Source organism: Streptomyces sp. NBC_01689 (assembly GCF_036250675.1).
Taxonomy (GTDB): domain Bacteria; phylum Actinomycetota; class Actinomycetes; order Streptomycetales; family Streptomycetaceae; genus Streptomyces.
In genome coordinates, this window is sequence record NZ_CP109593.1 from 13,254 (window position 1) to 38,497 (window position 25,244).

The window sequence follows — 25,244 nt, forward strand, 5'->3', positions numbered from 1 at the left end:
CTTTTGCTGATCGACACACCACGCAGAATGCCCCCGCTTCCGTAGCTCAACTAGCTATGTCATAGTGTCGGCCACAGACCAACACACATGCGGAAGAAGGGATGGAGGCCGTGGCCACGAAGGAGCCGGGCAAGATCGAGCGCATCGCTGCTGATCTCCGAGCGAAGATCGAGAGCGGGAAGTACCCGCCGGGCGGGAAGCTGCCGAGTGTGTCCGAGCTGCAGGCGGCCGAGGGAATCGCCTTCCAGACGGCTCGTGACGTCTTCCGCGTCCTGGAGCGGGAAGGCCTCGCCTTCACCCGACAGGGCAAGGGCTCATTCGTGACCCCGTTCCTGGGCAAGATCACCCGCGACGGGACCGGCAGGTACCAGCCGTCAGCCCGGTCCGAGGGCGGCGCCCGTGGCGCTTTCGAGGCTGAGCTGAACCGCCTCGGGCTGATCTACAAGCCGTCTCCCACGGAGATCGACCGGGTTCGACCTCCGCAGGACGTTGCCGCCGCCTTCGGGCTGCACCACTCCGCAAAGGCCATCAGCCGGTACCGGGCCATGCGCGCCGGCAGGGACACGGCGGACCCCGACGAGGGGTTCGTCGTCCAGCTCGCAACGTCCTGGTTCCCTGTGGACGTCGCGGGCGGTACCAGCATCGAGAAGCAGGACACCGGCCCCGGAGGCAGCAAGAGCCGTCTGGCCGAGCTCGGGTACGCACAGAAGCGCATCCGGGAGTCCATCGAGGTCCGGTTCCCGACCCCGGCCGAAGCGGAAGCGCTGAGCATCCCGGACGACCGCCAGGTATACGAGCTGGTTCATCACGCGTCGACAGCGGAGGGCCGCATCGTGGAAGTCGCGGTGCACGTCATGCCGGCGAACATCTGGCGCTTCTCGTACACGTGGGAGCTGGACGCCGAATAGGGCGCCACCACACCGACCGATCACACCTCAGGTAAGGAGCACCATGCCGAGCAACACCATCGGGGCCGACGGGACGATCACCCGCGACGCCCGGAGCCGCTACCGGCAGCGGGCAGAGAACGGCGCCCACGGGGCGTTCGAGGCCGAGACGAAGCGGGCGGGAGGAGCACCGCGCGCTGATGTCGACGTCGTGCGCGAGACGGCCCCGGCCGACGTCGCCGCAATTCTCGGCGAGGGCGCAGAGACGGAGGTCGTCATTCGACGCCGCCGCATGTACGACGGGGAACGCCTGGTCCAGCTCGCCGACACGTACCTCCCCGCGTTCGTCGCGGAGGCGGCCCCGGCGGTTGCCCAGCTCGACACCGGACAGGGCGGGATCATCTCCCGCATGGCTGACGCGGGCCTGGCGCAGACGGACGTCGTTGAGGACGTCACGCAGGCGCCGGCAACCGCCGCCCAGGCCGAAGCCCTCGGTCTCGAGGTGGGCGAGCTACTGCTCACCATCACGCACACCGGGCGTACCGAGGACGGTCGGACAGTTGAGGTCACCCGGCACGTTCTCGGCCGCGGCTGGACGCTGCGCTACGGCGTCCCGCTCGACTAGGTCCCACCAGCAGCAACAGCAACGGCCAGCCACCGCGTGGTGACTGGCCGTTAAGGTCTACGAACGACAGACAACAGAAAGCCCGACCCCCTTAAAAGTCTTGGCGGACGAGGGGGCCGGGCTCCAGAACCCGCAGTGTGCGGGGCGCTTCTTGATCTGAATCGTACGTGGTCGACGGCCCTGGAGCCAGTCACCCCGGACGTTCGATGAGAGCAGCGGCGGCGCACTCGGGCAGGGAATGGAGCCCCTCATGCGCCGTGACCAGCTCGGTCACACCACCGCTACACCTCACACCGTGGCGAGGCCCACACGCCTCGCTACTGCACCCGGATGGTTTTGGGCCTCGGGTACGCCCATCGCTCGGCCGGCCTTCGCTGGGCCCCGGCCGTGCGATCTCCACACGGAGGTCATGATGCCGTACCTCGCTGCCCCGCTCGCCCGACGCGTCCTGGTTCTTGCCGGGGGTGCCCGATGAGCACCTTCTACCCTCGCGCCACGCGCCGTGGTGCAGCCCTCGACTGGGTCAAGTTCGACGCCGAGCTCGCCCGCGACGGAAGCGTGGACACCGTCGACAAGGCGCTGTACGTGGCGATCGGGTCCTTCGTGGACGCCGAGACGCGGGAGAGCCCGGAGACATTCGAGATCGACCCGAACAACATCCCGCCGTGGGTGCCTACGCGGAAGCGGCTCGCGGAGTGCATCGGAAAGTCCGTCGACACCGTCGACCGGTCCACCAAGCGCCTGGAGACCCGCGGCTTGCTCAGGGTCCACCGGCGGCCGGACCCGACCAACCCGCGCCGGATGCTGCCGAGCGAGTACGAGCTCCTAGACCACCACATCTGGGACGAGCGTGCCGCCCAGCGGGCCGCAGAGCGGGTGGCACGGCGGGCAGGGAAGGCGGAAGCCACCAGCTCAGGGGGTGGCCGCACCGATGCGGCTACCCCTGGCCGCATGGATGCGGCTACCCCTGGCCGCACCGGTGCGGCGGTAAAGGATCTGGAAGAAGTAGTTGAAGAAGACGAGGGAGAACTAGCGCCTTCGGCGCGTAGCGCCGCTGACGCCCGTAGGGCTAGTGCAGGTAGTAGCGCGTACTACGCGAAGAGCAGCGGCTCCGCCGCGACGAGAAAAGCGGGATCGTCCTCGGTGAAGGGCAGCGGGAAAGCGACCGTGCCGGGTCCTCGTGACGGCGACGGCCCGGAGCTGTCGAAGGACGAGGCGGCAGCCTGCCGTGAGGTGGAGGCCGGCCTGCCCGCCCTCCTGGTCAAGAAGCTGCCGTTCGGGCACATCCCGACCGTGAACCGCCCGGCGGTGCTTGCCGCCCTCCAGTCCCGCACCCCGCAGCAGCTCGCAGACCGTGCCGCGCGCCGCTGGCTGGCTTACCGCTACGAGCCCGCTCTCCACGACGGCGAGCTGCGTTCCCCGGTTGGTGCGGCCTTGGAACTGATCGCCCCGACGCCGCACTGTCGCGACCTCTCCTGCGAGGACGGGTTCATGATCGACACCGGCGAGGAATGCCGGTTGTGCGTGAACCGCCGGGCAGACCGGCGGGCCGATCGGCTGGCCGGGAAGACCGTGCGCAGCGGCAAGGCGTCCGGCCCGGTTGCCGCTGCGGCCATCGAGTGCCACGACTGCGGCCGACCGTTCCCCGGCGCGGCCCCCGCCGACGGCGTGTGCAAGGAGTGCCACGAGGAGGCCGCCGCAACCGCGGCCGCGCTCTCCGCCAAGTGGTCCCAGAACGCAGCGGACCGGCAGGCCCAGGAAGCCGCTGCTACCGCTGCTACCGCTGCTACCGCTGCGGCCGAGCAGGCGGAGCACCAGGAGCAGGAGCGCAAGGAGACCGAGGCCCGGCGTGCGGAAGAGGCGATGACCGCACAGCAGCGGGCAGAGGCCGACGAGACCGCGCGGGTCCGCGCTCAGCTCGCCCGGGACTTCCCCGACCTGGCCGCCGTCTCCCCGTCGGTCGCCCAGGGCTCCATGGCACCGTTCTAGGCCCCGTACGGCCGCCCTGGTGTCTCCTCCGGACCCCGGGGCGACCGTACCGCCCAGAAGGCCCTACGCGGCCCTGAACGGCTCTGGGCGGCCCGTACAGCGCCGAACCCGGCCCCGGACCACCCTTGACCGATGTCTTGGGCGCAGGCCCCGTCCTTCAGGGCGGGGTTAGCCCATCCTCGCGTCGGAGCCGCGCAGCGGCGGAGTTCGCTCCGCTTCCTTCTGGGCCTCGGCGGCTCGGCGTACCACGGCGACCAGCCACGAGTTCAGGGACCGGTCATCGGCCGCAGCGGCGGCTACGGCCGCGCGGTGGACGTCATCGGGGAAGCGCACGTTCACGTTCTTCGTCATGGCACCATTCTGAAGCTAGCTATAAAGCGGTGCTAGAGTGTAGCCATGCAGCTTCGGTACAACTTCCGCCTCGACCCCACGCCGGGCCAGCGCACCGCGCTTGCCCAGGCGTTTGGGTGCGCGCGGGTCGTCTTCAACGACGGCCTCCGCGTCCGGCAGGAAGCCCACGCGGCGGGGCTGCCGTACATCAAGGACACCGACTTGCAGAAGCAGGTCATCACCGCCGCGAAGCGCGCCCCCGAGCGGGAGTGGCTGGGCGAGGTGTCGTCGGTGGTGCTGGTGCAGGCGCTCTCCGACCTGCACACCGCGTACCGGAACTTCTTCGCCTCGGTCACCGGCAGGAGGAAGGGCCCAAAGGTGGCCGCTCCCCGGTTCCGGTCACGGAAGGACAACCGGCAGGCGATCCGGCTCACCCGCAACGGCTTCTCCCTTCGCTCGAACGGCCGCCTGTACGTGGCGAAGGTCGGCGAGATCCCCGTGCGCTGGTCCCGCGAGCTGCCCTCGGACCCGTCCTCGGTCACCGTGGTCAAGGACGCGGCCGGACGGTACTTCGCGAGCTTCGTCGTCCAGACCGACCCGTCCGAGGTGCTGCCGGAGACGACCGGCGACGTCGGAATCGACCTCGGCCTCACCCACTTCGCGGTGCTCTCCGACGGCCGGAAGGTGTCCTCTCCGAAGTTCCTGCGCCGGGCAGAGCGGAAGCTCCGCAAGGCGCAGCAGGCCCTCTCGCGCAAGCAGAAGGGCAGCAGCAACCGGAAGAAGGCCGCCGCCCGTGTGGCGCGGCTGCACGCCCGCGTCGCCGACGCGCGGCGGGACCACCACCACAAGCTGTCCACGGCGATCATCCGCGAGAACCAAGCGGTGTACGTCGAGGACCTGTGTGTGAAGGGTCTCGGCCGCACCCGGCTCGCGAAGTCCGTCCACGACGCCGGATGGGCCCAGTTCACGGCCATGTTGGAGTACAAGGCCGCCCGCTACGGGCGCACCTTCGGCAAGGTCGACCGCTGGCTCCCGTCCTCGCAGACCTGCCACGTGTGCATGGTCATCGACGGACCCAAGCCCCTCAACGTCCGGGAGTGGACGTGCCAGGGATGCCAGACCACCCACGACCGGGACGTGAACGCGGCCCGCATCGTGCTCGCCGCAGGACGTGCGGAGAGCCAAAACGCCTGCGGAGGGACCGTAAGCCCCTCCGTCTGACGGAAGGCAGGACCCGTTGAAACAGGAACCCACCGAGGCCCGCACCTTGCGGGCGGAAGGAATCCCGGTCCTTCAGGGCCGGGAGGACGTCAAATCGACTGCATCCGCCCCGGCGAGGAACGCCGCCGGACCCGCCGGCCCCGTCCCCTCGGGCTGGATGAGGACGACGACGGCCAGGAGCAGAAGCTCCCCGCGGATCTCCCCGCCACCTGACCTCGTCCCGGCACGACGAAGGGCCCGGCGACGACGACGCCGGGCCCTTCGTACTCCGTCCCTACCAGCCAGGAGCAGGTGGCGGACAGTATGCACCCAGGGTCAGACACCCGGTGTAGCTGCGTCCTCGTCGGTGCGGTCCCGCATCCGGTGCGCCGTCCGGTTCGCGTACTGCCGCAGCTCGTGCCGTAGCCGCTCACCCCGGCCCGGGTCGTACAGCAGGGCGGCCGCGAGGACCCCGCCGCCTACCGCGTCGTAGATCTGCCGCTGCTGGGCGAGGGCCCGTTCCATCGTGCCGATGGCCTCCGCCCCCTCGTCCAGCTCGCCCTGGCCGATGTCGCCGCCGTCCGGCTGCGCCTCATCGGAGGCCTGCGCCGGTACCTGCGGCTGCGGCTGTGGCTCGGCCGGGGCGAGGCGGGGCACACGGCCCTCGGCGGCCGCCACGGTGAGGACGTCGCGCACCTGGTCCGGCCGGGCGAGGTGACCGGCCGGAGGCAGCACCGCGCGGGCCTCCGCAAGGTCCGCAGCCGTGACCTTCCTGTCGCCCCGCAGCTCCTGGACCCCCCGGTACAGGGCCACGGTCACCTCCGGGCCGTACTCCTTGAGCGTGGGCGCGAGCTCCCGGGCCTGCGCCTCGTTGATGTCTCCAATTGGAGACACCAGGGCGGCGGGCCGCCATCCCTCGATCATCCGGTAGGCGTGCGCCCGCTTCATCTCCCACACCTCGTCGACGTAGTCGGCGAACGTCGCGTGTGTCTCCCGGTACAGGCGGGCCCGGTTGATGATGTCCAGCGCCTTGCCCGCGACGATGACGGACTTCCGGAACCCGTGGAGCGCCTGCTCGCACACGGCCAGGTGCGCACGCTCCTCGTCGTCCAGCGGGCTCGTCACGGTCTCCGCGACGTCGTACGGCGTGGGGAGCTGCGCGACGGTCACCGGCGTCGACACGTCCGCGCCGGTCAGCGTCGCAACGACTCCAGCGGACTGCGCGGCCGCCGCCTCCCCGGCGCCGGCCTCCAGCTCCTCGCCCTTGTCGACGTCGTCGGGCTCGGCGCTACGGGTCGACGGCATGACCAGGCTGCGACGACGGCTCACGCTGCGGCCCCCGGCGTCTGCAGGAGGATGCGCGCGGCCTGGTCGTAGTCCCCGGCCGCCGTCGACTTCGGCGCGTACAGCCGCACCGGCTGCTCCGCGATCGGAGCCTCCGCCGCGCGGACGTTCCGCCGGATCGGCACGACGACCGCCTCCGGGTAGTCCTCGCTCACCTTCGTGGCGAGCTGCCGGGCAAAGTCGCTCTTGTCCCACGCGGTGAGGAAGACCGCGCCGACCTTGAGCTTCGGGTTGGTCTTGCGCTGGACGCTGCGGATCGTGCGGTCCAGCGACGCCATCGCCTTCATGTCCAGGCCGCCCACCTTCACGGGCACCAGGGCCTCGTCCCCGGCGGTGAGCGCGGCGACGGTGACCAGACCGAGAGACGGGGCAGCGTCGATCAGCGTCACGTCGTACGGCGAGTGTCCGCCGGCCTCCTCCGCCTCCTGGGCGAGCGCGGCCGCGATGGCGTTCTCCGCCCCGATCGGCCGCTCGTACTCCACCCGCGACAGGTCCAGCCCGGACGGCACGATGTCGACGCCGTCGAACAGGGTGGGATAGGTCGCCTCGGCCAGCGTGCACTCGTCGAAGAACACCGACCGCAGCGAGTGGCGCGGCGAGTCGGCCGGGTACTGCGGCAGGAGCCACACCGACAGGGCGGCCTCCTGGTGGTCGGCGTCGATCACGCGGACCCGGAGACCACCAGAGGCCAGTGCGGCGGCGAGCTCCACCACGGTGGTGGTCTTGCCCGCCCCGCCCTTCTGGTTCACGACGACGTACGTTCGGGGCGGCTCCGCAGGGCGGAACGTTGCCGGTACGAGGATCTGCGGCCGCCATGCCTGGTACGGCGTATCGGCGTCCCAGGCGGAGACAGTCTCCAGCCGGTCACCGGCCGGAATGTCGAGAGATGGCAGTGCGATCCGTGGCGGCCCCCCGGGGCCGAGCGGTTCTCCAGGTGATGTAGTCATGCCCGCGAACCTAACGGGCCGCCCTGGCTGGAATGTCCCCGCGGTCGTTCTCCGCGCCGACAGGCGTCCTCGAGAACCCGGCGCAGCCGGTAGCCTCCGCGCTGCGGCCGCCCCATCCTTGCCCGCCTTCATCCGGCTGATTTGCGAGGGGCGGCCGCACTCAGCAGCTGTTCAGGTCAGCCCTCGCCGTTCTGCGCTTCACCGGGCGGGACCAGGGTGAGCGTCGGCTGCTTCGGAGCGCGCCGGGCGTCGGTGGCGCTGAGTGCGAGCATGACCGTGCCGTCCAGGTAGGCGGCGATCAGGGTGTCCAGGAGAAGACTGATGCGCCGCTCCCCGACAGCGGACTCCGCGCGGGCGAACACGTCGTCAGGCAGGGGCACGACGACGCGGCCCCGGTCGGGTTGCTGCCCACGGCTCTCCGGCAGGTCGACGGTGACGTGCCCCTCGACGTAGCCGCGCAGGAGCAGCTCCACCGTCTGCTGGGCGGTGAGGAATGCATCGTCGGCGTCGGCGACGCGGCGGTAGCGGGCCCGGTCGAGCCACAGGTTGCGCTTACGGCGCATGGCGGGAGATCTCCTGTCCGCAGGGGGTGATCGGCGCGCCGACTCTATCACCTGACAGTGTCGGAAATCAGCGATCTATGACACCCAAAAGTGATAGAGTTGGTCTTGTTCAAACCACTCCCCACCAGGGGAAACGAGCGAAAGGCCCTCACTCAATGCCCACCCTCGCCACCTGCACCTACCAGGAGTTCACGCCCGACATGGGCATCCCGGTCCGCACCACGGCCGGACACCCCCGGTTCCGCCTCGGCTACAAGGTGGCCGGCCACGCGAAGACCCTCACTCCGACCCGGGCCCTCCTCGCCCAGAACCTCCCCGAGGACGCCTACGAGTTCAGCTACCGGCGCCAGCTGACCGAGGTCGGCATCGACGCCATCCGCGCCGAACTCGAAGCGATCGCCGCACAGCACGAGTCCGGCCGCCCCCTCGTCCTCCTGTGCTTCGACCGCCTCAACAAGCCGGGCAACTGGTGCCACAGGACCCAGGCCGCCCGCTTCCTGACCGAGCAGACCGGCCAGGAGATCCCCGAGCTCGGTGCCTGCCCCGCCCCCGCGGCCCCCGCACTGTTCGACACCAAGTAGGCCCGGACACGAGAACGGCCGCCAGCAGGAGCAGCAACTCCACTGGCGGCCTCGCGACCCGACACCCGTAAGTGATTCGGCGGGCGGTATGTGACCACCGGCCCCGCCAGATAGGACGCACCGTGAAGGCTATCCGCCCGACCACTCTCCTCGGCACCCTGCGCCGCGCCGCCCGCACCACCGGCGATGCCGTCCGATCCGCCACCCCGGCCGCCCTGGCCCGGGCCGTGGCCGCAGCCGCCCGAACCAACCGCGAGCGCATCGTCGCTGGCCCCGACGCCGAAGAGCCGCCGACGGCCGAGGAGATCGCCCAGGCCGCAGAGGAGCACGAGCGGGCCCGCGAGCTCTACAACCGGGGCGCACGCGAGAAGCGCGCCGCGAGGAAGGTCCTTGAGCGCGCCGCCACCGGCGAGTACGGGTCCTGGTCCGTCACCTGGGTCCAGTCCACCCGCACCGACTGGGACCGCGAGGCCATCGCCGCCGTGTTCGCCGAGCTCGGCCGGGAGATCCCGACCAAGCCGTCCGCGCCCACGCTCACGCTGACCCGGGCCGAGCAGTCCGCCGAGTTCCCGGCCGCCGCGTAGCCCCCCAGCACAGACGAGGGCCCGCCGACCATCACGGTCGGCGGGCCCTCCGTCGTGGGACGAGTCGTTACCGCGTCCCCACCGGAGCCGGGGCCACCTCGTCGTCACCCAGCAGCTCGCACAGAGCGATCGTGGCGGCGTACTCCCCAGCGTTGAACCCGAGCGGGCGGGCCTCGCCGTGCTCCACGTCCCTCAGGTGCAGGTTGTGCTGCCCGTCGGCGTACGCACGCAGCAGCCGGCGGGCAGCGTCCGTGTCGACGTCAACCGCGGCTGCAATCTGGCGCCAGGTGGCCCCCAGCTTCAAGGCCTCGTGGATGCGGTTGCCGCGCCCGTGCTCGATGTCGCGGCGGATCGACTCCCGAAGCGCGAGGGCGGCCAGGGCGTCGTCAGCGTCGCCGCGCTCCACCTCGTGGGGGAAGTCGGCGGGCAGCGCGTTGTTGAACAGCCGGTCGTCGTGCAGGCCGTGCTTCTCGATCTGCCAGGACAGCGGCGTCGCCCCCGGGACGTCGTCGGGACGGCGGACAGCAAGGGTCTTCCAGCGGGCGTACTCGTCAACGGTCATTCGGTCACTTCTCCTCGACAGTGCGAGCCGCGATGAATGGGTTGTTCTCTCGACCCCGGGCGGGGGCGAGGTAGTGCTTCTCGACGGTCCTTGAGCCCTGCTTCCACCGACCCTGTGCGGTGGGGTCCTGGCCGTTGCGGGCGAGGTACTGGGCGGGGCCGCGCCGCAGGCCGTGAGCCGTGATGCGGTCGGGGTTCTTGACGGCCGCCGGGTTGGAGACGCCGGCCAGCTTCGCGCGGTGCTTCACGATGGCGCCGATGCTGTCGGGCGTGAGGAAGTCACCTCGGCTGCGGGACGGGATGGTGCCGCTGCGGGTCACGGCGCGGAACAGCGGTCCGGACGTGATGCCCTGGCGGCGGAGCTCCGCGAGCCAGGCGGACACCCGGCCGACCGGGCAGACGGCCGGGTCGGGGTCGGCCGGGATGAACGTGTCCTCGCCTTCGGCGTCCTGGTCCGTCTTGGAGAACGCCACGTGCACAGTGACGCCCTCCTCCTCGACGTCGACCTGCTCGATGAGCAGACCGGCCAGCTCGGAGCGGCGCGAGAGCATCCCCCAGCCGATCGTGAAGAGCGCGGCGTCCCGGAGAGCGGTGACCTCCTCGCGGGGCGTGCTGCCGGTGCAGGTGGCTACCAGCGCGCCGAGCATCGACGTCGTGACGGCCGGGGCCTTCTTCGGACGGTGGCCCGCCTTCGCCCGTCGGCGGCCGTGAGCGCGGATCGCCTCGCCGGCCTTCTTCGTCCCCGGCTTCTGGTCGTCGGGGTGGCGGGAGCGGATCGCGGACATGTGCACGCGGATGGTGGCCGGAGCCATGTCCTCGCGGATCAGGTGGCCGACGTACTCCACGAACGTCGCCGTGGTGCACGGCAGCGGCACCCGGCCCCGCTCGGCGCACCACGCGTCGAACTTGCTCCAGGCCCAGCTGTAGGTGCGCGACGTGTTCGCGGGCGGCGCCTCGTCCAGCAGGTCGGCCGTCTCCTGTGAGATGCGGAAGTCCGCCTCGCTGTACGTCGGGGCGTCCGCCGTCGTCGGCACGGCCTCCCCGGGACGCAGCATCGTGTGACGGTCCACCAGGGGCCGGGCGACCGGACGGGACACGGCGGGCAGCAGTGCGCCGCTCTCGTCCTCGTCGACCAGCTCGGCGTCGACGACTTCAACCGCGGTCGTCTCGGGCACGGGTGACACCCCCTCATCTCAGCTTCGTATAAGGGAAATTATACGAAGCTGAGGGGGGACGCAAGGGGACATGCGGACTCACGCGGGGACGTTCGGGCGGGGCGGGGTGCAGCACGGAAGAGGCATCCGCCAGATTCCGACAGATGGGCTATTGTCCCCGTCCGCCCCGATCAGGGCGCACGAAGGGAGACCGATGACCATCGAATCCGCCGAAGCGCAGGAGTGGCTGACCCGCGCTCAGTTCGCGGCAGCTCTCCAGGTCAACCCCAAGACGGTGTCGCGGTGGATCGCAGCCGATCCGACGATGCGCGTGAAGCGCCTCGGGCCGACCGGCCACCGCGTACGCATCCACTGCTCCGAGCTGGAGCGCGACCGCACCGCGGCTGCTGCCGCTTCCTGACCGCAGAGGGCCGGCCACCTGGCCGCGCCCTGCTGCTCGTCGTCCCGCTGGTTCTGGGCCGGGGACCCCGTTGACCAACGTCCGGGAGTCCCCCCATGTCTTCCTCGCCCACCCCCGCCCTGCCGTCGGCCGGGATCATCGCCGACGTCTGGCGGGCGCTGCTGACCGGCCCGTGGGCTCGGGACATGCCGGTCTCGCTGCGCCGGTCGCGGTTCCTCGTCGCCCTGTACGGCGCGGCCGGTCTGGCTGACGACTGCGGGCGGGTAGCCGATCCGCTCGACGGCGAGCCCCTGACGGTACGGCTCGGCCGGGCCTGCGCCGCCAGTCCGGAGACCGTCGCCCGCTACCTGGCCGCCGCGACAGCCGCCGGCCTTCTCACCGAGCGCCCCGACGGCTGGGCGCTGTCCACCGCGGCTGTCCCTGTGTGGACGGCTGCGCTTGCTCACCTCACCCCAGGCGAGAGCCGGTGACCGCCCTGCGGCCCGTTACGGGCCTCCGTGCCGTCCCGGCGACGCCCCCTCACCGGAAGGACCCGTAGATGGCTCTCAACTTCGCGGCGGCCCGGGCGTACGCCGCCCGCAACCCCGACAACACCAGGCACGCCGAGCTCCTGGCCCGCCTCGACCCCGAGTGGGCCACAGGCCGGTCCCGGCCGCCGCTCGACCTCACCGCGGCCCGGGCCCGGATCGCCGAACGCCGCCTCGAGGAACAGCGCTCCCGGCCGCCCCTGAACCTGGCGCCGATCCGGGCCGCGCAAGAGGCAGAGCGCAACGCCCGGCGCGTACCGGTCCCGCCGGAGACCGCGCTGAAGTTCGTCGGCCGGGACGGCGCATGGCAGTGGGTCAGCCTCGGGCCCGGGTCCCGCCGCTGGGAGCGTCTCGCGAAGGGCCTGGTCGCCGCCTCGCCCTTCCGGTGCCTGCGGCTGGGCAACACCCGGATCGTGGAAGGGCCGGAGACCGGCCACTCGGTGTTCAAGCGGGACGACGACGGCACGGGATGGGTCGACGTCTTCGTGGACGACGCGATCGCCGACGCAGACCGCGTCATCGCGCACGAGCTCGCGCACGTCGCCGACGAGATCGTGCGCATCGAGGCCTGCGGGTCAGCGACCGCCTGGCACCGGCAGTTCGACGACCCGCACCGCTCGGCCGAGGCGGAAGCGTTCGCTGTCGACGCCGAAGCCTGGCTGCGCATCGACACGCCCAGGGACGAGCTCCTCGCCGCCGCCCGCCGACACCAGGACGACCGCCGTGCCCGGTGAGAGCGTCCGGACGGTGCTCCTCGGCCTGGCCGTCCGCGTACGGGCCGTGGAAGCGGCGACCCGGGCCCTCGCCGCCGGATCGTGCGGACACTCCGGAGCGATCTACACCACGGCCGCCGCCCCATCGGCCGGCGCATGGTGCGTCGACTGCGGGCACCGCCACATCGGCGACCTACTGCTCACCCCGTGGTGCCTCCTGTGCGACGACCTCGCCCGCCCCGGCATCACCCAGGCCCACGCCGACGGCACGCAGGTCCTGCTCCGCGTCTGCGACCGCTGCCTCACCGCCGACATCACGGCCGACCACTGACCGCCCCTGCAACCAGGAGAGACACATGAACACCGACCAGACCGCCGCCCAGACCGTCGACGCGGACGTCCTCGCCTACAAGGCCCTGCTCGCCGCAAGCGCGCTCCTCGACGAGATCAGTCCCGAAGCCGCTGCCTCCCGACCGCTCCCCGGGGCGGAGCCGCTGTACGCACTGAACGGGACGCTGCTCCGCAACCTCCTGGACGGGATGGTGCCGAGCGTGGCCACCACGCATCCCGACCACGCACAGCTCTGCTCCCAAGTGGTCGGGATGCACGCCAAGCACACCGCTACCGCGGCTGCCTGACACCGGGAGAGGAGACACCCGTGCCAGAGATCAAGCGCCTTCGGCTGGACCCCCAGCTCGACCCGTGGGAGCAGCAACCAGGGGAGACGGGGCGCAGATACGAGCAATTTGCTGCATTCCGGGATCTAGGCCCCGGCCGGACCGTACAAAAGGCGAGCGAAACCCTAGCGAAATCGGGGGGGTACCTCCGCGCGATCGCAGGTCCGCACCTGTGGCGGGAGAGGGCTCAGGCGTGGGACCGGAACCGTGCCCAGATCGCGGATGCGGTCTGGGCCGAGGAAGGGCGGAAGTCCGCCGAGACGACGCACAAGCTGCTGAATCTGGCGAAGGGCAAGCTGGCCCAGGCGCTCAGCGGCATGGAGCCGAACAGCCTGACGGAGTCCGAGACGATCCGGCTCCTGGACGTCGTCGCCGGTAGGCACACGTCGCTGTTCGGTGAGACCCTCGCGCTCACCGGCCCGGACGGCGGTCCCATCCGGATCACGACTCGCGACGACTTCGAGGGCCTGACGCTGGAGCAGCGGGCACGACGGATGATCGAGCTGGGCGAGAACTCCATCCGACGGGGGAGGTCGATCCTCGGCCTGGACGACGACGAGGACGAGGACGACCAGGAGGAGCGGCCCGACTGACCGTGCGGCGGCCCGGGAACGCGAAAGAGGCCCCCGGCCCGCCCTGGTGGGGGCGGCCGGGGGCCTGGTCATGCAAAGACGTCAGACGGGCCGTCAGCGGCCGTTGATGGTGAGCTTGTCGATACGGACGCCGGTGCCACCACGGGAGCCCCAGCGGCCGCCCTGGCCGCCGTGTCCGGTGATGTTGACCTCCATCGGGGACGCGCTCGGGGCGGCGGTGCCCTGGCCGTGTGCGCTGGACGTGCCGCCGAAGATGCGGAGCCCGGCCCATCCGAGGGTGGCCGCACCGATCACGGCGGCGGTCCCCAGCAGCAACGAGGCGATGTCGGCAAGGTACGGACCGGCCATGGCGAGGGCTCCTCCTACGGAGAGGGTCACGGCGCAGATGGACGAGACGACGATGATCGCGCCGCGCTCCAGGGCGGACAGCGGGCGTCGCGGCGCAGCGTCGGGGGCGGCCGGGACGAGGACGGGCGGCGCGGCCGGCACCCGGGCGAGGACCCATTCGCCGGTGTCCTCGATCTGGACCAGGGCGCGGCGCGGGTCGGCGGCCGGGACAGGGAACGCGGGGTGCACGTAGGCGGCCGGGGCGAGGTGCTGCGGCTGGTAGACGGTCGGGGCCTGGACAACGGTGGGCAGCTGCTCGGTGATGGTCGGCTCGTACATGGTGTGGTCCTCCTGCAAGGCGGTGCGCGGGCATGGGAAAGGCCCGGAGCGGGGGATGCTCCGGGCCTGCTGTGTGCTGCTGTGCGAGGGCGGTCAGTCATCGTCGGGGGTGGTGTTGGTGGCGCCACAGTTCCAGCACTCCCACTCACCGGGGAGGCGGTACCGCTCGACCCAGAAGCCCACCGGCCTGCCGTAGACGACGCAGGTCGTGCCACACCACCAGCAGTCGTATTCGAAGTCCATGCCGCCATGGTGGCGGCGGCATGGACCTTCTCGGGCGGTTACTCGGGACGTGACCAGATTCCGTGACCGGCGCTCACGATGTGCCCCTCGTCGGCGAGCTTCGACAGGGTGTTGTCGACGGACCCGGACGCGGGGCCGCCATCGGTGCCGACACCGACCGCCTTTCGGATCTCCCGGGTGCGGAGCGGCCCGTCGGTGAGGGCGGTCAGGATGCGGTCCCGGAGGGTCAGGGCCGGTGCCTTCCCTGCCTTGACGGCCCGGTGGGTGTCGAGGGCATCGACGACGGTCTCCAGCTCCGCGACCAGGGCGGCCTTGTCGATGGTCCCGTTCGCCCCTGCGACCATCAGCGTCTCCGCGTACGGCAAGGCCTCCGTGTACGCGGCGGTGAAGATGTCGGCTTCCTCCGGGGTGAGACCGGGGATCGGCTCGGCCTCCATGAGGGCGATGAGGCCCGGGTACGTCCGGTTCTTCTTCACCGCGCGGAACACGCGGGTCATGCCCGGGTGGCCGCCCTGGATCATCCAGGCGCACCCGGCGGTCACCGGCCCGGGCGGGGCCTCTTCGCCGGACCAGGCCGCAGCGACCTCCGAGGAGCCGCCCGCCCCGAAGTAGCGGGGGATCGGGGTCACCTCGACGGTGCCGCTGGTCATGTCGCTGGCCATGCGCTGGGTCATGGTGCTGTTGGTCCGGCCGAGCCAGACCGTGCCCTGCTTCGCCCCGGAGCGGATCTTGTCGGAGTCGCCCAGGTCTTGCAGGTGGATGGACTGCCCGGCGTACCGGAGGCCCATGCCGAGCTTCCGGCCGGTGGACTGGACGCGGGAGATCATTCCGGCGACCCACTTGCGGAAGTCGGCGTGAACGTCAGCGTCGGCCGCCAGGACGCGGTTGATCTCGTCCAGGGTCGCGATGATCAGCGGCCACGGGTTGCCCAGGGTGAAGGACCCCCAGCCGTTCGCGGCGGAGACCTGCTCCCGGTAGTCCGCGACGGCGCAGAGCGCGGCGAGGGTCGCCCCCATGGCGGCCCGGCCGGCACCGAAGTGGAACACCCGGCCGTCAGCCTCCGGGAGGCTCATGCCGTCCTGTGCGTCCGCGACGATCGAGACGACACCGGACAGCCGCTCGGCCGCAATGAGCGTCAGCAGCGTGACGGACTTCCCGGACCCGGGGGCGCCGACGAGGAGATCGGTCAGCGCGCCCAGTTCCGGGTCGTACAGCGGCATGCGGGCCGGACGGCCGTCGTGCCGGAGGCCCACGGTCACCCGGCCGTCCTTGCCCATCGTGAGGTCGGCGCGGGTCGCCTCGCGGATGTGGACCAGCGGGTGCTCCCGGTAGATCGTGACGACGCCGTGGGCGAGACCGTCCGTCTCGATCATGATCAGCTCCGGGTCCTCGACACGCAGCGCCCGGGCCAGCCGGTTACGGCGCAGGTCGATCATGTGGTCCTCGGCGGCCTCGACCAGGACGACGAGGCGGTCATCCGTCATCCGGTAGTCGGCCAGGAGCATCCCCGGGTGCACCCCGTTCGGGCCTGACACCCGCAGATCCCACAGGGCGCGGACCTCGTCGTCGTCCTGTGCGGTCTCGGCAGCCGCGACCGGGGCGACGCGCAGCGCCATGCGGCCGGGGCCGGCGCCGTCGACCGGGGTCAGGGTGACGGCCTCCGGGGGGACGTCGAAGACGGCGGCGACGGCATGCTTGTCCAGGGCGCGGGAGATGGCCTCCCCGGCAGGGGCGAGGATCACCGCGGTGAAGTCGGGCCGGGCCGGGTCGGACCGGTGAATGCCGGTCAGGGCGGTGTCGCCGGTCGCGGACGAGGCGACCCACATCCGGTGGAGACCGGCCTCGTACGTGTCGGCCGGGATCTCCTCGTCCAGCCCCGCAGCGTGCGCGGCGACCAGATCGGGGAGCTCGTCTGCCGCCTGTCGCAGGCCGAGGGACCGGGTCACCGGTGCGGCGATACCGGCCGCTGCCGCCGTGGCGACAGGGGCGACGATCTCCCACCAGGCGATGCCGGGGGAGACGAGAGCGGCCGTGTAGCAGCCGGACAGGCCGAGGACCGGCAGGGCCCGGCAGCAGGCGGTCAGGAGGCCGCTGCCGCCGCTGCGGGTCCGGCGCCACAGTCGGGCCATGGTGACCGTTCCGGCAGCCATGGCGGCCACGTGGAGAGGCAGGGAGTCGGTGTGCGGGCCGACGGCAACGAGGACGCCCCCAGCGCCGTACAGGACGCGCTCAGCCGTTGCCACGCGCCGGGCGGTACGGGGGGAGAGCCCACGCGGCGGGGCGGCCAGAAGGGCAACGGGCTGGACGGTCTCGGCGGTCATGATGCGGTCCTCCTGGACGGCGTGGGAGCGGGAACAGGTGAGGGGCCCCGGCCGGTGTGGTCGGGGCCCCTCGTGGGCGGTGGTGCGGGTCAGCGGGTGCGGTAGAACCCGGGGCGGGCCTGCTGGACGCCCGAGGACTGGACGGTCTCGTACACGCCCCGGTACTCCCGGTCGTGCGCGGCGTTCAGGTCGTCGGCGGCCGTGGCCATGTCGTCGACGACGGTCGCCGCCTCACCGGACGTCGTGGCGACCGCGCGCAGCGCCACGTCGGCATCCCGGATGAGCGAGGTGAACCGCGGCTCTACCTCGGCCTGGTCGCACATCTCGGCCAGGCGGTCGGCCTCGTCGGCGTCGCGTTCCATCTCCCGCCGCAGCAGCCGCAGCCCTTCGACGAGCGTGAACGCGGCGGTGGAGAACGACGTCACTCGTGCGGCCAGGGCCAGAAAGGAGGGCCGCCCTCCGGTGCTGTCGGGCAGGTGAACGGGGCGCACTTCCAGGTCGCTCATGTCAGTCCTCGTTGTGGATGCGGGCGGACGGCATGTCGAGACCGGCGTCTGCAGTCGCCTGCTGGACGGGCCGGTAGGCGTCGTGCATGGCGTCGTGCGCGGTCTCGACGGCTTCGGCGGCGTTCAGCGACTCGGTGCGCATCTGCTCGGCCTTGCGGGCGACGACGTCCATCAGCTCAGCCAGCCGGGTCATGGCCCGGGATGTGAGGCGGCCGATCACGTTGTGCCGCTGGGTGAGCTCCTCGGCCAGGTCCTCGAAGCTGCGGCGCAGCTTCCGGGCCTGCTCGGCGAGAGCCGCGCACTGGTCGTACGTGGCGAAGCAGCGGGCCTTGGACGCGGCGAGGTGGTCCAGGACGTCATCGAGCGTGACTTCCGTCAGGTGTTCTGCGGCTGCTCCGCCGGTACGGGCGGCGGGCATGTGGATTCGGGGGGCAGGTGCGCCCACGGTGGCCTCCTTCGTCGTGCTGGTGGTGGTGCCGGGGCGAGGCCCGGCCGGTTGCACTGGGGAGCGGGGCAGGCTCCTCGCCCCGGTCGTGACGGCGCCTGCGGGAGTGGGCTCCCACCGGCGGGCCTGGTCGCCGGGGCGGTCGGCCCGCTCCACGGTGATCACGGTCTCCGTGTAGGCGGTCGCGTTGTGCAGGTCCTCGTCCGCGCTACGCCGAGCTCCTCGAGGAGGCGGAGCCCAACCACCAGGAGGCGGACCGCCTGCTGCTCCCCGTGGGGGTGTCTTCGGCCGGGGCGGCACCCGGCCGGCGCCCGGGGCGCCACCGGGCGGCTTGGGCGGTGCTCCAGTGCGGGGAGGCGTAGCGCGCTTGCCGGGGGCCGCTGCTGGCCCGCTGCCGGGCCTCGGGCGGCCCTTGCGGCCGTGCCAGGGCCTACGGGGCGAGTGGCCCGGGCCGCCGCTCTTCTGGTCCGGGCGGGTCTTCCCACCGCGCTTGTCCTGGTCGGCCCTGGCGCCGCGCTTGGCCCTGTCCAGGCCCTTCCCGCCATCAGGACCGCCGCCGCTCTTCTTCGGCCGGGCCTTGTCTCCCCGGGGAGACAGAACGCCACCGTCGGCCTTGCGGTCGCGGGTGCGCTTCAGAAGGCCCTTGCCGGGCCCGCCTGGTGACTTGCCCTTGCCCGGGGCGAGAACTCCGGAGGACGGCTTACCGGTCTTCTCCGGGGGCGACGTCTTCCCGCTGCCGGGCTTGCCGGTCTTGCCGCTCGGCCCCGGCCCCTTTCCGTCTTTCGTCTTGTCCGGCGGCTTGGGCTTGGTCGGCCCGCCCCGCGGCTTGTCCGGTCCCTTCGTGGACGCGGGCGGCTTGCTCGGGCTGACGGGGCCAGGCTTCCGCGTAGGGCCGCCAGTGGATCCCTGCGCCGTGCTGCCGCCCTTGCCGGACTTCCCGGACCCGGACGGCCCGGCCGCCGCCTTCCGTCCGTCCTGGACGGCTTTGCGGCCGAACTCTGCGGACGTCGGGACCTTGGCGAGCCTGGCCCGGGCGTCCTCCTCGGCGGCGTGCCGCTTCACCTTCGCCTCACGCCACGCTGCCTCTTCGGCCGCGCGTTCCATGCGCCGCTGCCGCCAGTCGGACACCACGGTCACGGTGCCGCGCAGCGCGGCCAGGGCGACGGCGAGGACAGCCGACAAGGACAGGGCTCCCAGGCCCGGCCCCTGCTGCCCGGGCCCGTCGTCCAGGCCCTCGGACCGGAAGGTGGCCGGCGCATCACCCGTGGGCTGCGGAGGCAGCGGCGGAAGCGGCGCCGGTCCGGCAAGGACGTCGGCAAGCGACCCGGCCGCCGACTGGCGGACCCGGCCGGGAACGGCCCCGGCCCCGGCGTCCGGAGTGGTGTCCGGGGCCGGGGCCGACGAGGGCGACGGGGGCAGCGGGGGCGGGGCCGCGGCCTCGGGGAGCGGGGGCAGCGGCGGGGGAGTGGGTGGGTCCCCCGCCCGGGGTCGGAACGTGATCACGTTGGTGTCGTCGGTCATGAGAACTCGGGGCCCCTCCTGTTGACAGAGGGTGACCGGGTCGCGTACGCGCACGCGCGCTCGTGCGCTCCCGCGCTCAAGCGCTCGCATTATGCGCGAGGCCGGTCACCCTCTGCGGGTGGTGATGATGATGAATGTGAAGCCTCGGGCCGCTACTGCCCGTAGCGGTCGCAGTAGTTCTTGAGCGTCACCGCAAGGTCGTTCCACGCGGCCTCGTCACCCTGGCCGGCCCGGTCTCCGGCTATCTTCCGGGCCTGGTCCCACCAGAGCTCCGCGACGCCCCGCGGCCCTCGATCCTGCTGTGCCTGCTGCCGGGTGATGGCGTGCTGCCGCTGGTTGTAGGTGCGGCGTTCCGCCTTGGTCATCGGCCGGTCGCTCATCAGGCGCCTCGCTGCCACAGATCGCTGATGCCGCGTGCCGGGGCGGGCCCGGCGGCCGGGGTGGCAGCGTCCCCGCCTGTCGCCTGCTGCCGGGCGGCGGCCGTGGCCGTCTTGTGCAGGCTCTTCGCCGCGACGGAAGCGATGGCCTGACGACCGCCTGCCTTCCGGAGCTCCTTGGCCTGCCGCTTCTCGTCACGCTGCCCGGGGAGGGCGGCGACGTGGGCGACATGCCCGGCGTACGTGGTGCGCAGCGCCTCCGCTGCCCGCTCCTGCTGCCGGGCCGCCTTCGCCATGGTCCGCAGGTGCTTCTCCACCTTCCGGGCCCGCAGGACCGCCGACCAGCGGCCGTCACCCTCAACGTGCTGGGAGCGAAGCCCGGACTGGACGGCGGCGAGAGCGGCGTCGTACGCGGCGGCGTCGGCGGCGTGCTCCTGCTGCCGGGAAGCCGTCCAGGCCGTCATCGCGGACAGGGCAAGGAGCCGCTCGTACTGCTCGGGCCGGTTGATGTCAGGGGAGTTCGTCACGGTGTGCCCTCCGTCAGGCTCGGGGTGATCGGTCAGAAGGGGTGGGGCCTGGTGGTCCCGCAACCGCACCCGGCGAACCGGGGACGGCAGCAGCAGCGCCAGAACGTGCCGGAGGGCGGCACCAGCACGTGGCCGGGCCGCCCTCCTGGCGGGTGTTGCGGTGGTCAGATCCGGTAGCCCTCGGCCAGCAGCTCGATGGCCCAGCGGCGGTAGTTCGACGCGGTCGTGGTCGACACGGTGAACTCCTCCGCGATCGTCTCCAGGTGGATCGCCTCGACGTTCCCGTCGTGCTCGATCAGGGCCAGGCGGGCGAGCCGTCGCACAGCCCGGTCCTTCGGCGAGAGCCGCGCTTCGTCCTCGGCTTCCGCCGCCCGCCGCTCGATTCCCGCGATACGCAGTCGCGTTTCCGCCGCGAGGGCGTCCGCTTCCGCTGCGAGCTGCCGGGCGGCCGCAGCCTCCTGCTCGTCCCGCTCGGCGCGGGCCTGTGCGGCCTTCGCGAGGGCGTCCGCTTCCGCTGCGCGTTGCCGGGCTTCAGCGGCGGCCTCCTCGATTCCCGCCGCGCGTGCTTCCGTTCCCGCCGCGCGCTCGCGGTCCTCGGCGGCCTGCTTCACCGCGGCTGCCCGGCGGGCCTCAGCTTCGGCTGCGGCTGCCGTCTCCAGTGCCTGCACCTCGCCCTCAGCAGCCCGCTCGGCGGCGACCAGCCCGGCCCGTGCGGTCAAGGCGGCCTGCTCGGTCGACGCGGTCACCTCGTGCTGCACGGCCTGAACGGCTCCATTCCTTCGCAGGGCGCCGATCTGGGCCTCGGCGGCCCTATCGGCCGCCCGGGCGTCCGCGTCCGCCTGTGCCTCCTCCTTCGCCTCCCTCAGCAGCGCCTCGCGCTCCTCGGCCTGCCGGGGCAGGGCCAAGGCCTCGTCGATGGTGAGGCCGTACGGAGCCATCGTGAGGGGGAGCAGCAGATCGGCCGGCGCCTTGCGCTTCCAACCGCGGCCGTACCGGCGTTCCAGCAGTACCCGGTAGACGCGCATCTCCTGGTCCCGCTGGACGGCCTCCGTGTACGTGGGGACAGCCCACAGGCGCATGCGACGCCACAGGGCGAACGTGGGGGCGGGGGCGAGGAACCAGCGGTGGAGCGGGACGCGGGCGGCCACCTCGTCGCTGGTGGGGCGGACGATGCGGTCGACGCTGGTTTTGCCGAGCTCCACCACGACGATGAACAGCAGCGGGACGATGCCGTGGGCGAACGCTGCCACGTAATCCACGGGCTGCCAGGCGCCCGTTGCCGGGGCGGCGGAAGCGGCGTTCAGGACCACGGTCGCGCCTGTCAGCAGCCACACCGGGTAGCGGACCCAGGCGACCGGGCGGCGAAGCCAGGCCATCAGCAGGTCCAGGGCGATCAGGACGAGGATCCCGACGTCCACGCCGACCGTGAACAGCCGCGCCTTGCCCAGGCTCTGGAACCGCAGCCGGTCGTGGGCGAACGCGGCAACGTGCTCGAACGACAGGTACAGGCCGATCCCGGCGAGGACCAGCGCAGCGAAGACGATCACCCCGGCGGTGATCTGCTGCGCCCGGGTCAGCGCCCCGAGGCCGGGACCCTTGACCGTGCCGGGAACGGCCGCCGGTGCGACGGGAACGACGGCAGGCGTGACGGGAACGTCGTTCAGTGCGGCGGGAACGGGACGCTGGTCGCCTCCGCTCAGGGGCATTGCGGCGGTAGCCACGGTGGGGCCTCCAAAGATCGAAACGGGGTGTGCGCGGGGCGGCGGGGCCGCGCTCCTCGCGTGACGGGAACGGCGGTGAGTGTGACGGGAACGGCCCCGCCCGGGCGTCGGGCGAGGCCGATGCCGGTGTCAGCGGGAGAGGCCGACGCGGGCGAGGAGCGTGTCCAGGCCGTCGACGGCCTGGGCGATCCAGAGGCCCACCCCGTGTACGAACCGGTGGTCACCGCTCTCGGTGAGCCGGATCTCCAGCCGGAACAGGTAGCTGTCGACCCGGTACAGCACCGGCTGTAACCGGTGCGTGAGCCGCCGGGTGATGGCGTAGTGGGCGTGGTCCGCGAGGATCGCCGGGAGCAGCAGGGTCACGGCGAGGACCGTTTCCAGGCGCAGTACGAAGCGCCGCAGCGGGTGCGGCCGCCGGTGGGCCGACACGACCGGGTGCGGCCGGGCCATCCCGTCCCGGAGCCGGTCGACAACAGCGGCGGCGTCCTCGGCCGCGTGGACCCGGGCGTACGTCTCGGCGGCCAGCCGGTCATGTGCGGCGTCCTCAAGCCACTGCGGTACCTCCTGGCCGTCGCCGGCCCTCTTGTGCTCCGGGCTGCCAGTCATCGGGAACCGCCCTCGCGGACCCGGCGCAGCGCCTTGTCCATGTCGGGGTCGGAGTCGACCGGGGCGGCGGCCAGGGCGTTGATACGGTCGTCCATGCGTTCTCTCTCTTCCAGGTGATGGGCGCAGCAACGGCCCCCCGGGCTCACGGCGTTAGTGGCGCCGCCGGGGGGCCGTCGTCCTTCAGTGGTCGTCACGGTGCTGCGGGCACCCGCACGGCGGCCAGATCGACGTCCACATCGGCGGGAGGTCGTCTCCCGCCCGGACCTCAATCGGCGCGCCGTACGTCTTGCCGCTGTCGCGGCTGACTCGGATCGTCATGAGCCGTGCCGGGGGCGCGGCGCCCGGTAACTCAGGGCTCGTGTTCATCCACTGCTCCTCCAGGTGGTGGTGCGACCAGCCGGGGAGTCGTAGTGGCGGCTCCAGGGCCGGAGTGGCCGAGCGGCCAACGGCCGCCCCACGGGGTGGGGCGACTGGTCACTGCTCGGACACGCGAAGGCCCGCCCTCAGGGATCGAGGGCGGGCCCGCGTCAAAGATCGTTGTTGCTTCTCCACCAGTGACGGTGATTCGCCGGCGCCCGGGTCTCGGACGGCCGCCTCGTCGGCGGTGCTGCGGAACGCTCGGCCCAGGCGGGCGAGGACGGTACGGAGCGGCGTCAGGCGTCGGCCTCTTCCAGGCCACTGATGACGTCTGGGTCGGCACCCGTGGTCAGCATTCGCTCAACCGACCACCCACGGGCCAATCGAGTCTCTAGCGCGTCTGGGTTGAATCCGAGGACCTCAGCCCATTCGCCAAGCGTCTTGGCGTGGCCCCGGAAGACCAAGAGCCGGTTGTCACGGCGGTTCCGCGCCTGCTCCTTGCGCGTGGCCCACCGACAGTTCCCAGGGGAGTAGTCGCCGTTGACGTCGATGCGCTCAAGCGTCAGTTCCGGCGAGAAGCCATCAGCCATGTCGCGGGCGAACGCCGTGAACGACACCCGCCACTCCGAGCAGACACTGATGCCGCGCCCGCCGTAGTTGGCGTAGTTGGTGTTGTTCGGGTTCGTAGTCCGCTGGATCATGCTTTCCCAGCGTCCGTACAAGACCGTCCCGCGCTGCCCGTGGACGTGGTTCCTTCCCGCTGTGGTCTGGCGACTGAAACAACCACACGACGTAGTGCTGCCGCGCTTCAGGCACGTGCCTCGCACGGTGACTTCCTCACCGCACACGCAACGGCAGCGCCACAGGGAGTTTCTGTGCCTATCCGCGCCTGCTGGCGCAAGCACTTCCAGTCGCCCGAAGGTCTGTCCTTGCAGGTCCAACTTGGGTGACATTCCGACCTCTCTCGGATTCGGTGGCCGAGCGGCCAACAGCCGGCCCACGAATGGGCCGACTGGTCACTGCTCGGTCGGGGTGCTGCGGGTGAGTGCTGGTTCCGCGAGGGTCCATGGCAGGGCGCGTGTGACGGCGTCCGGCAGAAGGCCGTGGGGGTCACCCCGCACGGTGCCCGGCCCTCCCGGCCGGGTGTTCCTCGCAGTCGCTGTGGAGTTATCAGGCCCCGTAGCTCACGGGGCGCACTCAGTTGCTCACGCACCCCCTCACTCAACTAGTTATGTTGGGGTGCGATCACGATTAACCCACCTCGCATCCCGCCTGTCAACACAACTAGCTAGGCGCGTTTCCTCATGGGTTCTGACCTGGCCTTTTGCTGATCGACACACCACGCAGAATGCCCCCGCTTCCGTAGCTCAACTAGCTATGTCATAGTGTCGGCCACAGACCAACACACATGCGGAAGAAGGGATGGAGGCCGTGGCCACGAAGGAGCCGGGCAAGATCGAGCGCATCGCTGCTGATCTCCGAGCGAAGATCGAGAGCGGGAAGTACCCGCCGGGCGGGAAGCTGCCGAGTGTGTCCGAGCTGCAGGCGGCCGAGGGAATCGCCTTCCAGACGGCTCGTGACGTCTTCCGCGTCCTGGAGCGGGAAGGCCTCGCCTTCACCCGACAGGGCAAGGGCTCATTCGTGACCCCGTTCCTGGGCAAGATCACCCGCGACGGGACCGGCAGGTACCAGCCGTCAGCCCGGTCCGAGGGCGGCGCCCGTGGCGCTTTCGAGGCTGAGCTGAACCGCCTCGGGCTGATCTACAAGCCGTCTCCCACGGAGATCGACCGGGTTCGACCTCCGCAGGACGTTGCCGCCGCCTTCGGGCTGCACCACTCCGCAAAGGCCATCAGCCGGTACCGGGCCATGCGCGCCGGCAGGGACACGGCGGACCCCGACGAGGGGTTCGTCGTCCAGCTCGCAACGTCCTGGTTCCCTGTGGACGTCGCGGGCGGTACCAGCATCGAGAAGCAGGACACCGGCCCCGGAGGCAGCAAGAGCCGTCTGGCCGAGCTCGGGTACGCACAGAAGCGCATCCGGGAGTCCATCGAGGTCCGGTTCCCGACCCCGGCCGAAGCGGAAGCGCTGAGCATCCCGGACGACCGCCAGGTATACGAGCTGGTTCATCACGCGTCGACAGCGGAGGGCCGCATCGTGGAAGTCGCGGTGCACGTCATGCCGGCGAACATCTGGCGCTTCTCGTACACGTGGGAGCTGGACGCCGAATAGGGCGCCACCACACCGACCGATCACACCTC

29 protein-coding genes are annotated in these 25,244 nt (G+C 71.6%); 13 read left to right on the plus strand and 16 right to left on the minus strand.

What is annotated here, in order from left to right; genetic code table 11:
- Positions 1-110: 110 nt before the first annotated feature.
- The 3 genes from OG776_RS42105 to OG776_RS42115 all read left to right on the plus strand — a co-directional run bounded on the left by OG776_RS42105 (position 111) and on the right by OG776_RS42115 (position 3,501).
- Entirely contained in the window at positions 111-908 is a 798-nt protein-coding gene (locus OG776_RS42105) for a GntR family transcriptional regulator (protein ID WP_443077403.1), read from the plus strand.
- Positions 909-951: 43 nt separating this feature from the next.
- On the plus strand, positions 952-1,512 hold the full coding sequence (locus OG776_RS42110) for a UTRA domain-containing protein (protein WP_329326701.1): 561 nt from the start codon (positions 952-954) through the stop codon (positions 1,510-1,512).
- A 471-nt stretch (positions 1,513-1,983) separates the two neighbouring features.
- On the plus strand, positions 1,984-3,501 hold the full coding sequence (locus OG776_RS42115; protein ID WP_329326702.1) for a hypothetical protein: 1,518 nt from the start codon (positions 1,984-1,986) through the stop codon (positions 3,499-3,501).
- 168 nt (positions 3,502-3,669) lie between these two features.
- Here the strand turns inward: OG776_RS42115 and OG776_RS42120 are convergent, their stop codons facing one another.
- Entirely contained in the window at positions 3,670-3,852 is a 183-nt protein-coding gene (locus tag OG776_RS42120) for a YlcI/YnfO family protein (protein ID WP_329326704.1), read from the minus strand.
- A 45-nt stretch (positions 3,853-3,897) separates the two neighbouring features.
- Here OG776_RS42120 and OG776_RS42125 point away from each other — a divergent pair, with 45 nt between their 5' ends.
- Positions 3,898-5,052: an RNA-guided endonuclease InsQ/TnpB family protein gene (locus tag OG776_RS42125; RefSeq protein WP_329326705.1), complete on the plus strand. Its 1,155-nt coding sequence runs from the start codon at positions 3,898-3,900 to the stop codon at positions 5,050-5,052.
- Between the two features lie 315 nt (positions 5,053-5,367).
- Here the strand turns inward: OG776_RS42125 and OG776_RS42130 are convergent, their stop codons facing one another.
- The 3 genes from OG776_RS42130 to OG776_RS42140 all read right to left on the minus strand — a co-directional run bounded on the left by OG776_RS42130 (position 5,368) and on the right by OG776_RS42140 (position 7,885).
- Positions 5,368-6,336: a hypothetical protein gene (locus OG776_RS42130; protein ID WP_329326707.1), complete on the minus strand. Its 969-nt coding sequence runs from the start codon at positions 6,334-6,336 to the stop codon at positions 5,368-5,370.
- A 20-nt stretch (positions 6,337-6,356) separates the two neighbouring features.
- The gene (locus OG776_RS42135; protein WP_329326709.1) at positions 6,357-7,322 is read right to left on the minus strand and encodes a ParA family protein; all 966 of its coding nucleotides are present in this window, start codon (positions 7,320-7,322) and stop codon (positions 6,357-6,359) included.
- Positions 7,323-7,498: 176 nt separating this feature from the next.
- On the minus strand, positions 7,499-7,885 hold the full coding sequence (locus OG776_RS42140; protein WP_329326710.1) for a hypothetical protein: 387 nt from the start codon (positions 7,883-7,885) through the stop codon (positions 7,499-7,501).
- A gap of 155 nt (positions 7,886-8,040) precedes the next feature.
- Here OG776_RS42140 and OG776_RS42145 point away from each other — a divergent pair, with 155 nt between their 5' ends.
- Positions 8,041-8,466: a hypothetical protein gene (locus OG776_RS42145; protein ID WP_329326711.1), complete on the plus strand. Its 426-nt coding sequence runs from the start codon at positions 8,041-8,043 to the stop codon at positions 8,464-8,466.
- A gap of 122 nt (positions 8,467-8,588) precedes the next feature.
- Entirely contained in the window at positions 8,589-9,050 is a 462-nt protein-coding gene (locus OG776_RS42150; protein ID WP_329326712.1) for a hypothetical protein, read from the plus strand.
- A 67-nt stretch (positions 9,051-9,117) separates the two neighbouring features.
- Here the strand turns inward: OG776_RS42150 and OG776_RS42155 are convergent, their stop codons facing one another.
- On the minus strand, positions 9,118-9,612 hold the full coding sequence (locus tag OG776_RS42155) for a hypothetical protein (protein ID WP_329326714.1): 495 nt from the start codon (positions 9,610-9,612) through the stop codon (positions 9,118-9,120).
- Between the two features lie 4 nt (positions 9,613-9,616).
- Complete coding sequence (locus OG776_RS42160) at positions 9,617-10,786, minus strand: site-specific integrase (RefSeq protein ID WP_329326715.1); 1,170 nt, start codon at positions 10,784-10,786, stop codon at positions 9,617-9,619.
- Positions 10,787-10,979: 193 nt separating this feature from the next.
- On the opposite strand from OG776_RS42160, the gene OG776_RS42165 reads away from it, so the two are divergent.
- The 6 genes from OG776_RS42165 (at position 10,980) to OG776_RS42190 (ending at position 13,696) form a co-directional block, all read left to right on the plus strand.
- The gene (locus OG776_RS42165) at positions 10,980-11,186 is read left to right on the plus strand and encodes a hypothetical protein (protein ID WP_329326717.1); all 207 of its coding nucleotides are present in this window, start codon (positions 10,980-10,982) and stop codon (positions 11,184-11,186) included.
- A gap of 95 nt (positions 11,187-11,281) precedes the next feature.
- Positions 11,282-11,656, plus strand: a complete 375-nt coding sequence (locus tag OG776_RS42170; protein WP_329326680.1) for a hypothetical protein — start codon at positions 11,282-11,284, stop codon at positions 11,654-11,656.
- A gap of 68 nt (positions 11,657-11,724) precedes the next feature.
- Positions 11,725-12,447: a hypothetical protein gene (locus tag OG776_RS42175; RefSeq protein ID WP_329326681.1), complete on the plus strand. Its 723-nt coding sequence runs from the start codon at positions 11,725-11,727 to the stop codon at positions 12,445-12,447.
- Positions 12,437-12,757 carry a hypothetical protein gene (locus tag OG776_RS42180; RefSeq protein WP_329326682.1) on the plus strand — a complete coding sequence of 107 codons (321 nt, stop codon included), beginning with the start codon at positions 12,437-12,439 and terminating at the stop codon, positions 12,755-12,757. Before OG776_RS42175 ends, OG776_RS42180 begins: the two co-directional genes overlap by 11 nt.
- A 25-nt stretch (positions 12,758-12,782) precedes the next feature.
- Positions 12,783-13,064 (plus strand): hypothetical protein, encoded by a 282-nt coding sequence (locus OG776_RS42185; protein ID WP_329326683.1) that lies wholly within the window; start codon positions 12,783-12,785, stop codon positions 13,062-13,064.
- 20 nt (positions 13,065-13,084) lie between these two features.
- Positions 13,085-13,696: a hypothetical protein gene (locus OG776_RS42190; RefSeq protein ID WP_329326685.1), complete on the plus strand. Its 612-nt coding sequence runs from the start codon at positions 13,085-13,087 to the stop codon at positions 13,694-13,696.
- A gap of 93 nt (positions 13,697-13,789) precedes the next feature.
- On the opposite strand, the gene OG776_RS42195 is transcribed toward OG776_RS42190, so the two are convergent.
- The 10 genes from OG776_RS42195 to OG776_RS42240 form a co-directional block, all read right to left on the minus strand.
- Positions 13,790-14,362 (minus strand): hypothetical protein, encoded by a 573-nt coding sequence (locus OG776_RS42195; RefSeq protein WP_329326686.1) that lies wholly within the window; start codon positions 14,360-14,362, stop codon positions 13,790-13,792.
- Between the two features lie 93 nt (positions 14,363-14,455).
- Positions 14,456-14,605: a hypothetical protein gene (locus tag OG776_RS42200; protein ID WP_329326688.1), complete on the minus strand. Its 150-nt coding sequence runs from the start codon at positions 14,603-14,605 to the stop codon at positions 14,456-14,458.
- 38 nt (positions 14,606-14,643) lie between these two features.
- Complete coding sequence (locus OG776_RS42205; RefSeq protein ID WP_329326689.1) at positions 14,644-16,926, minus strand: hypothetical protein; 2,283 nt, start codon at positions 16,924-16,926, stop codon at positions 14,644-14,646.
- Between the two features lie 89 nt (positions 16,927-17,015).
- Positions 17,016-17,432: a conjugal transfer protein TraB gene (locus OG776_RS42210; RefSeq protein WP_329326691.1), complete on the minus strand. Its 417-nt coding sequence runs from the start codon at positions 17,430-17,432 to the stop codon at positions 17,016-17,018.
- 1 nt (position 17,433) lies between these two features.
- On the minus strand, positions 17,434-19,398 hold the full coding sequence (locus OG776_RS42215) for a hypothetical protein (protein WP_329326692.1): 1,965 nt from the start codon (positions 19,396-19,398) through the stop codon (positions 17,434-17,436).
- Between the two features lie 152 nt (positions 19,399-19,550).
- Positions 19,551-19,778, minus strand: a complete 228-nt coding sequence (locus OG776_RS42220) for a hypothetical protein (RefSeq protein ID WP_329326694.1) — start codon at positions 19,776-19,778, stop codon at positions 19,551-19,553.
- A complete protein-coding gene (locus OG776_RS42225) occupies positions 19,778-20,302 on the minus strand; it encodes a hypothetical protein (RefSeq protein WP_329326695.1) in 525 nt (174 codons plus the stop codon). The genes OG776_RS42220 and OG776_RS42225 overlap by 1 nt, the downstream gene beginning before the upstream one ends.
- A gap of 164 nt (positions 20,303-20,466) precedes the next feature.
- Positions 20,467-22,023 carry a DUF2637 domain-containing protein gene (locus tag OG776_RS42230; protein WP_329326696.1) on the minus strand — a complete coding sequence of 519 codons (1,557 nt, stop codon included), beginning with the start codon at positions 22,021-22,023 and terminating at the stop codon, positions 20,467-20,469.
- 129 nt (positions 22,024-22,152) lie between these two features.
- A complete protein-coding gene (locus tag OG776_RS42235; protein ID WP_329326697.1) occupies positions 22,153-22,629 on the minus strand; it encodes a hypothetical protein in 477 nt (158 codons plus the stop codon).
- Positions 22,630-23,282: 653 nt separating this feature from the next.
- Positions 23,283-23,687, minus strand: coding sequence for a hypothetical protein (locus OG776_RS42240; RefSeq protein WP_329326698.1), 405 nt, complete (start codon positions 23,685-23,687; stop codon positions 23,283-23,285).
- Between the two features lie 730 nt (positions 23,688-24,417).
- Between OG776_RS42240 and OG776_RS42245 the strand changes: the two genes are divergently transcribed.
- Entirely contained in the window at positions 24,418-25,215 is a 798-nt protein-coding gene (locus OG776_RS42245) for a GntR family transcriptional regulator (protein WP_443077403.1), read from the plus strand.
- The last annotated feature ends 29 nt before the right edge of the window (positions 25,216-25,244 follow it).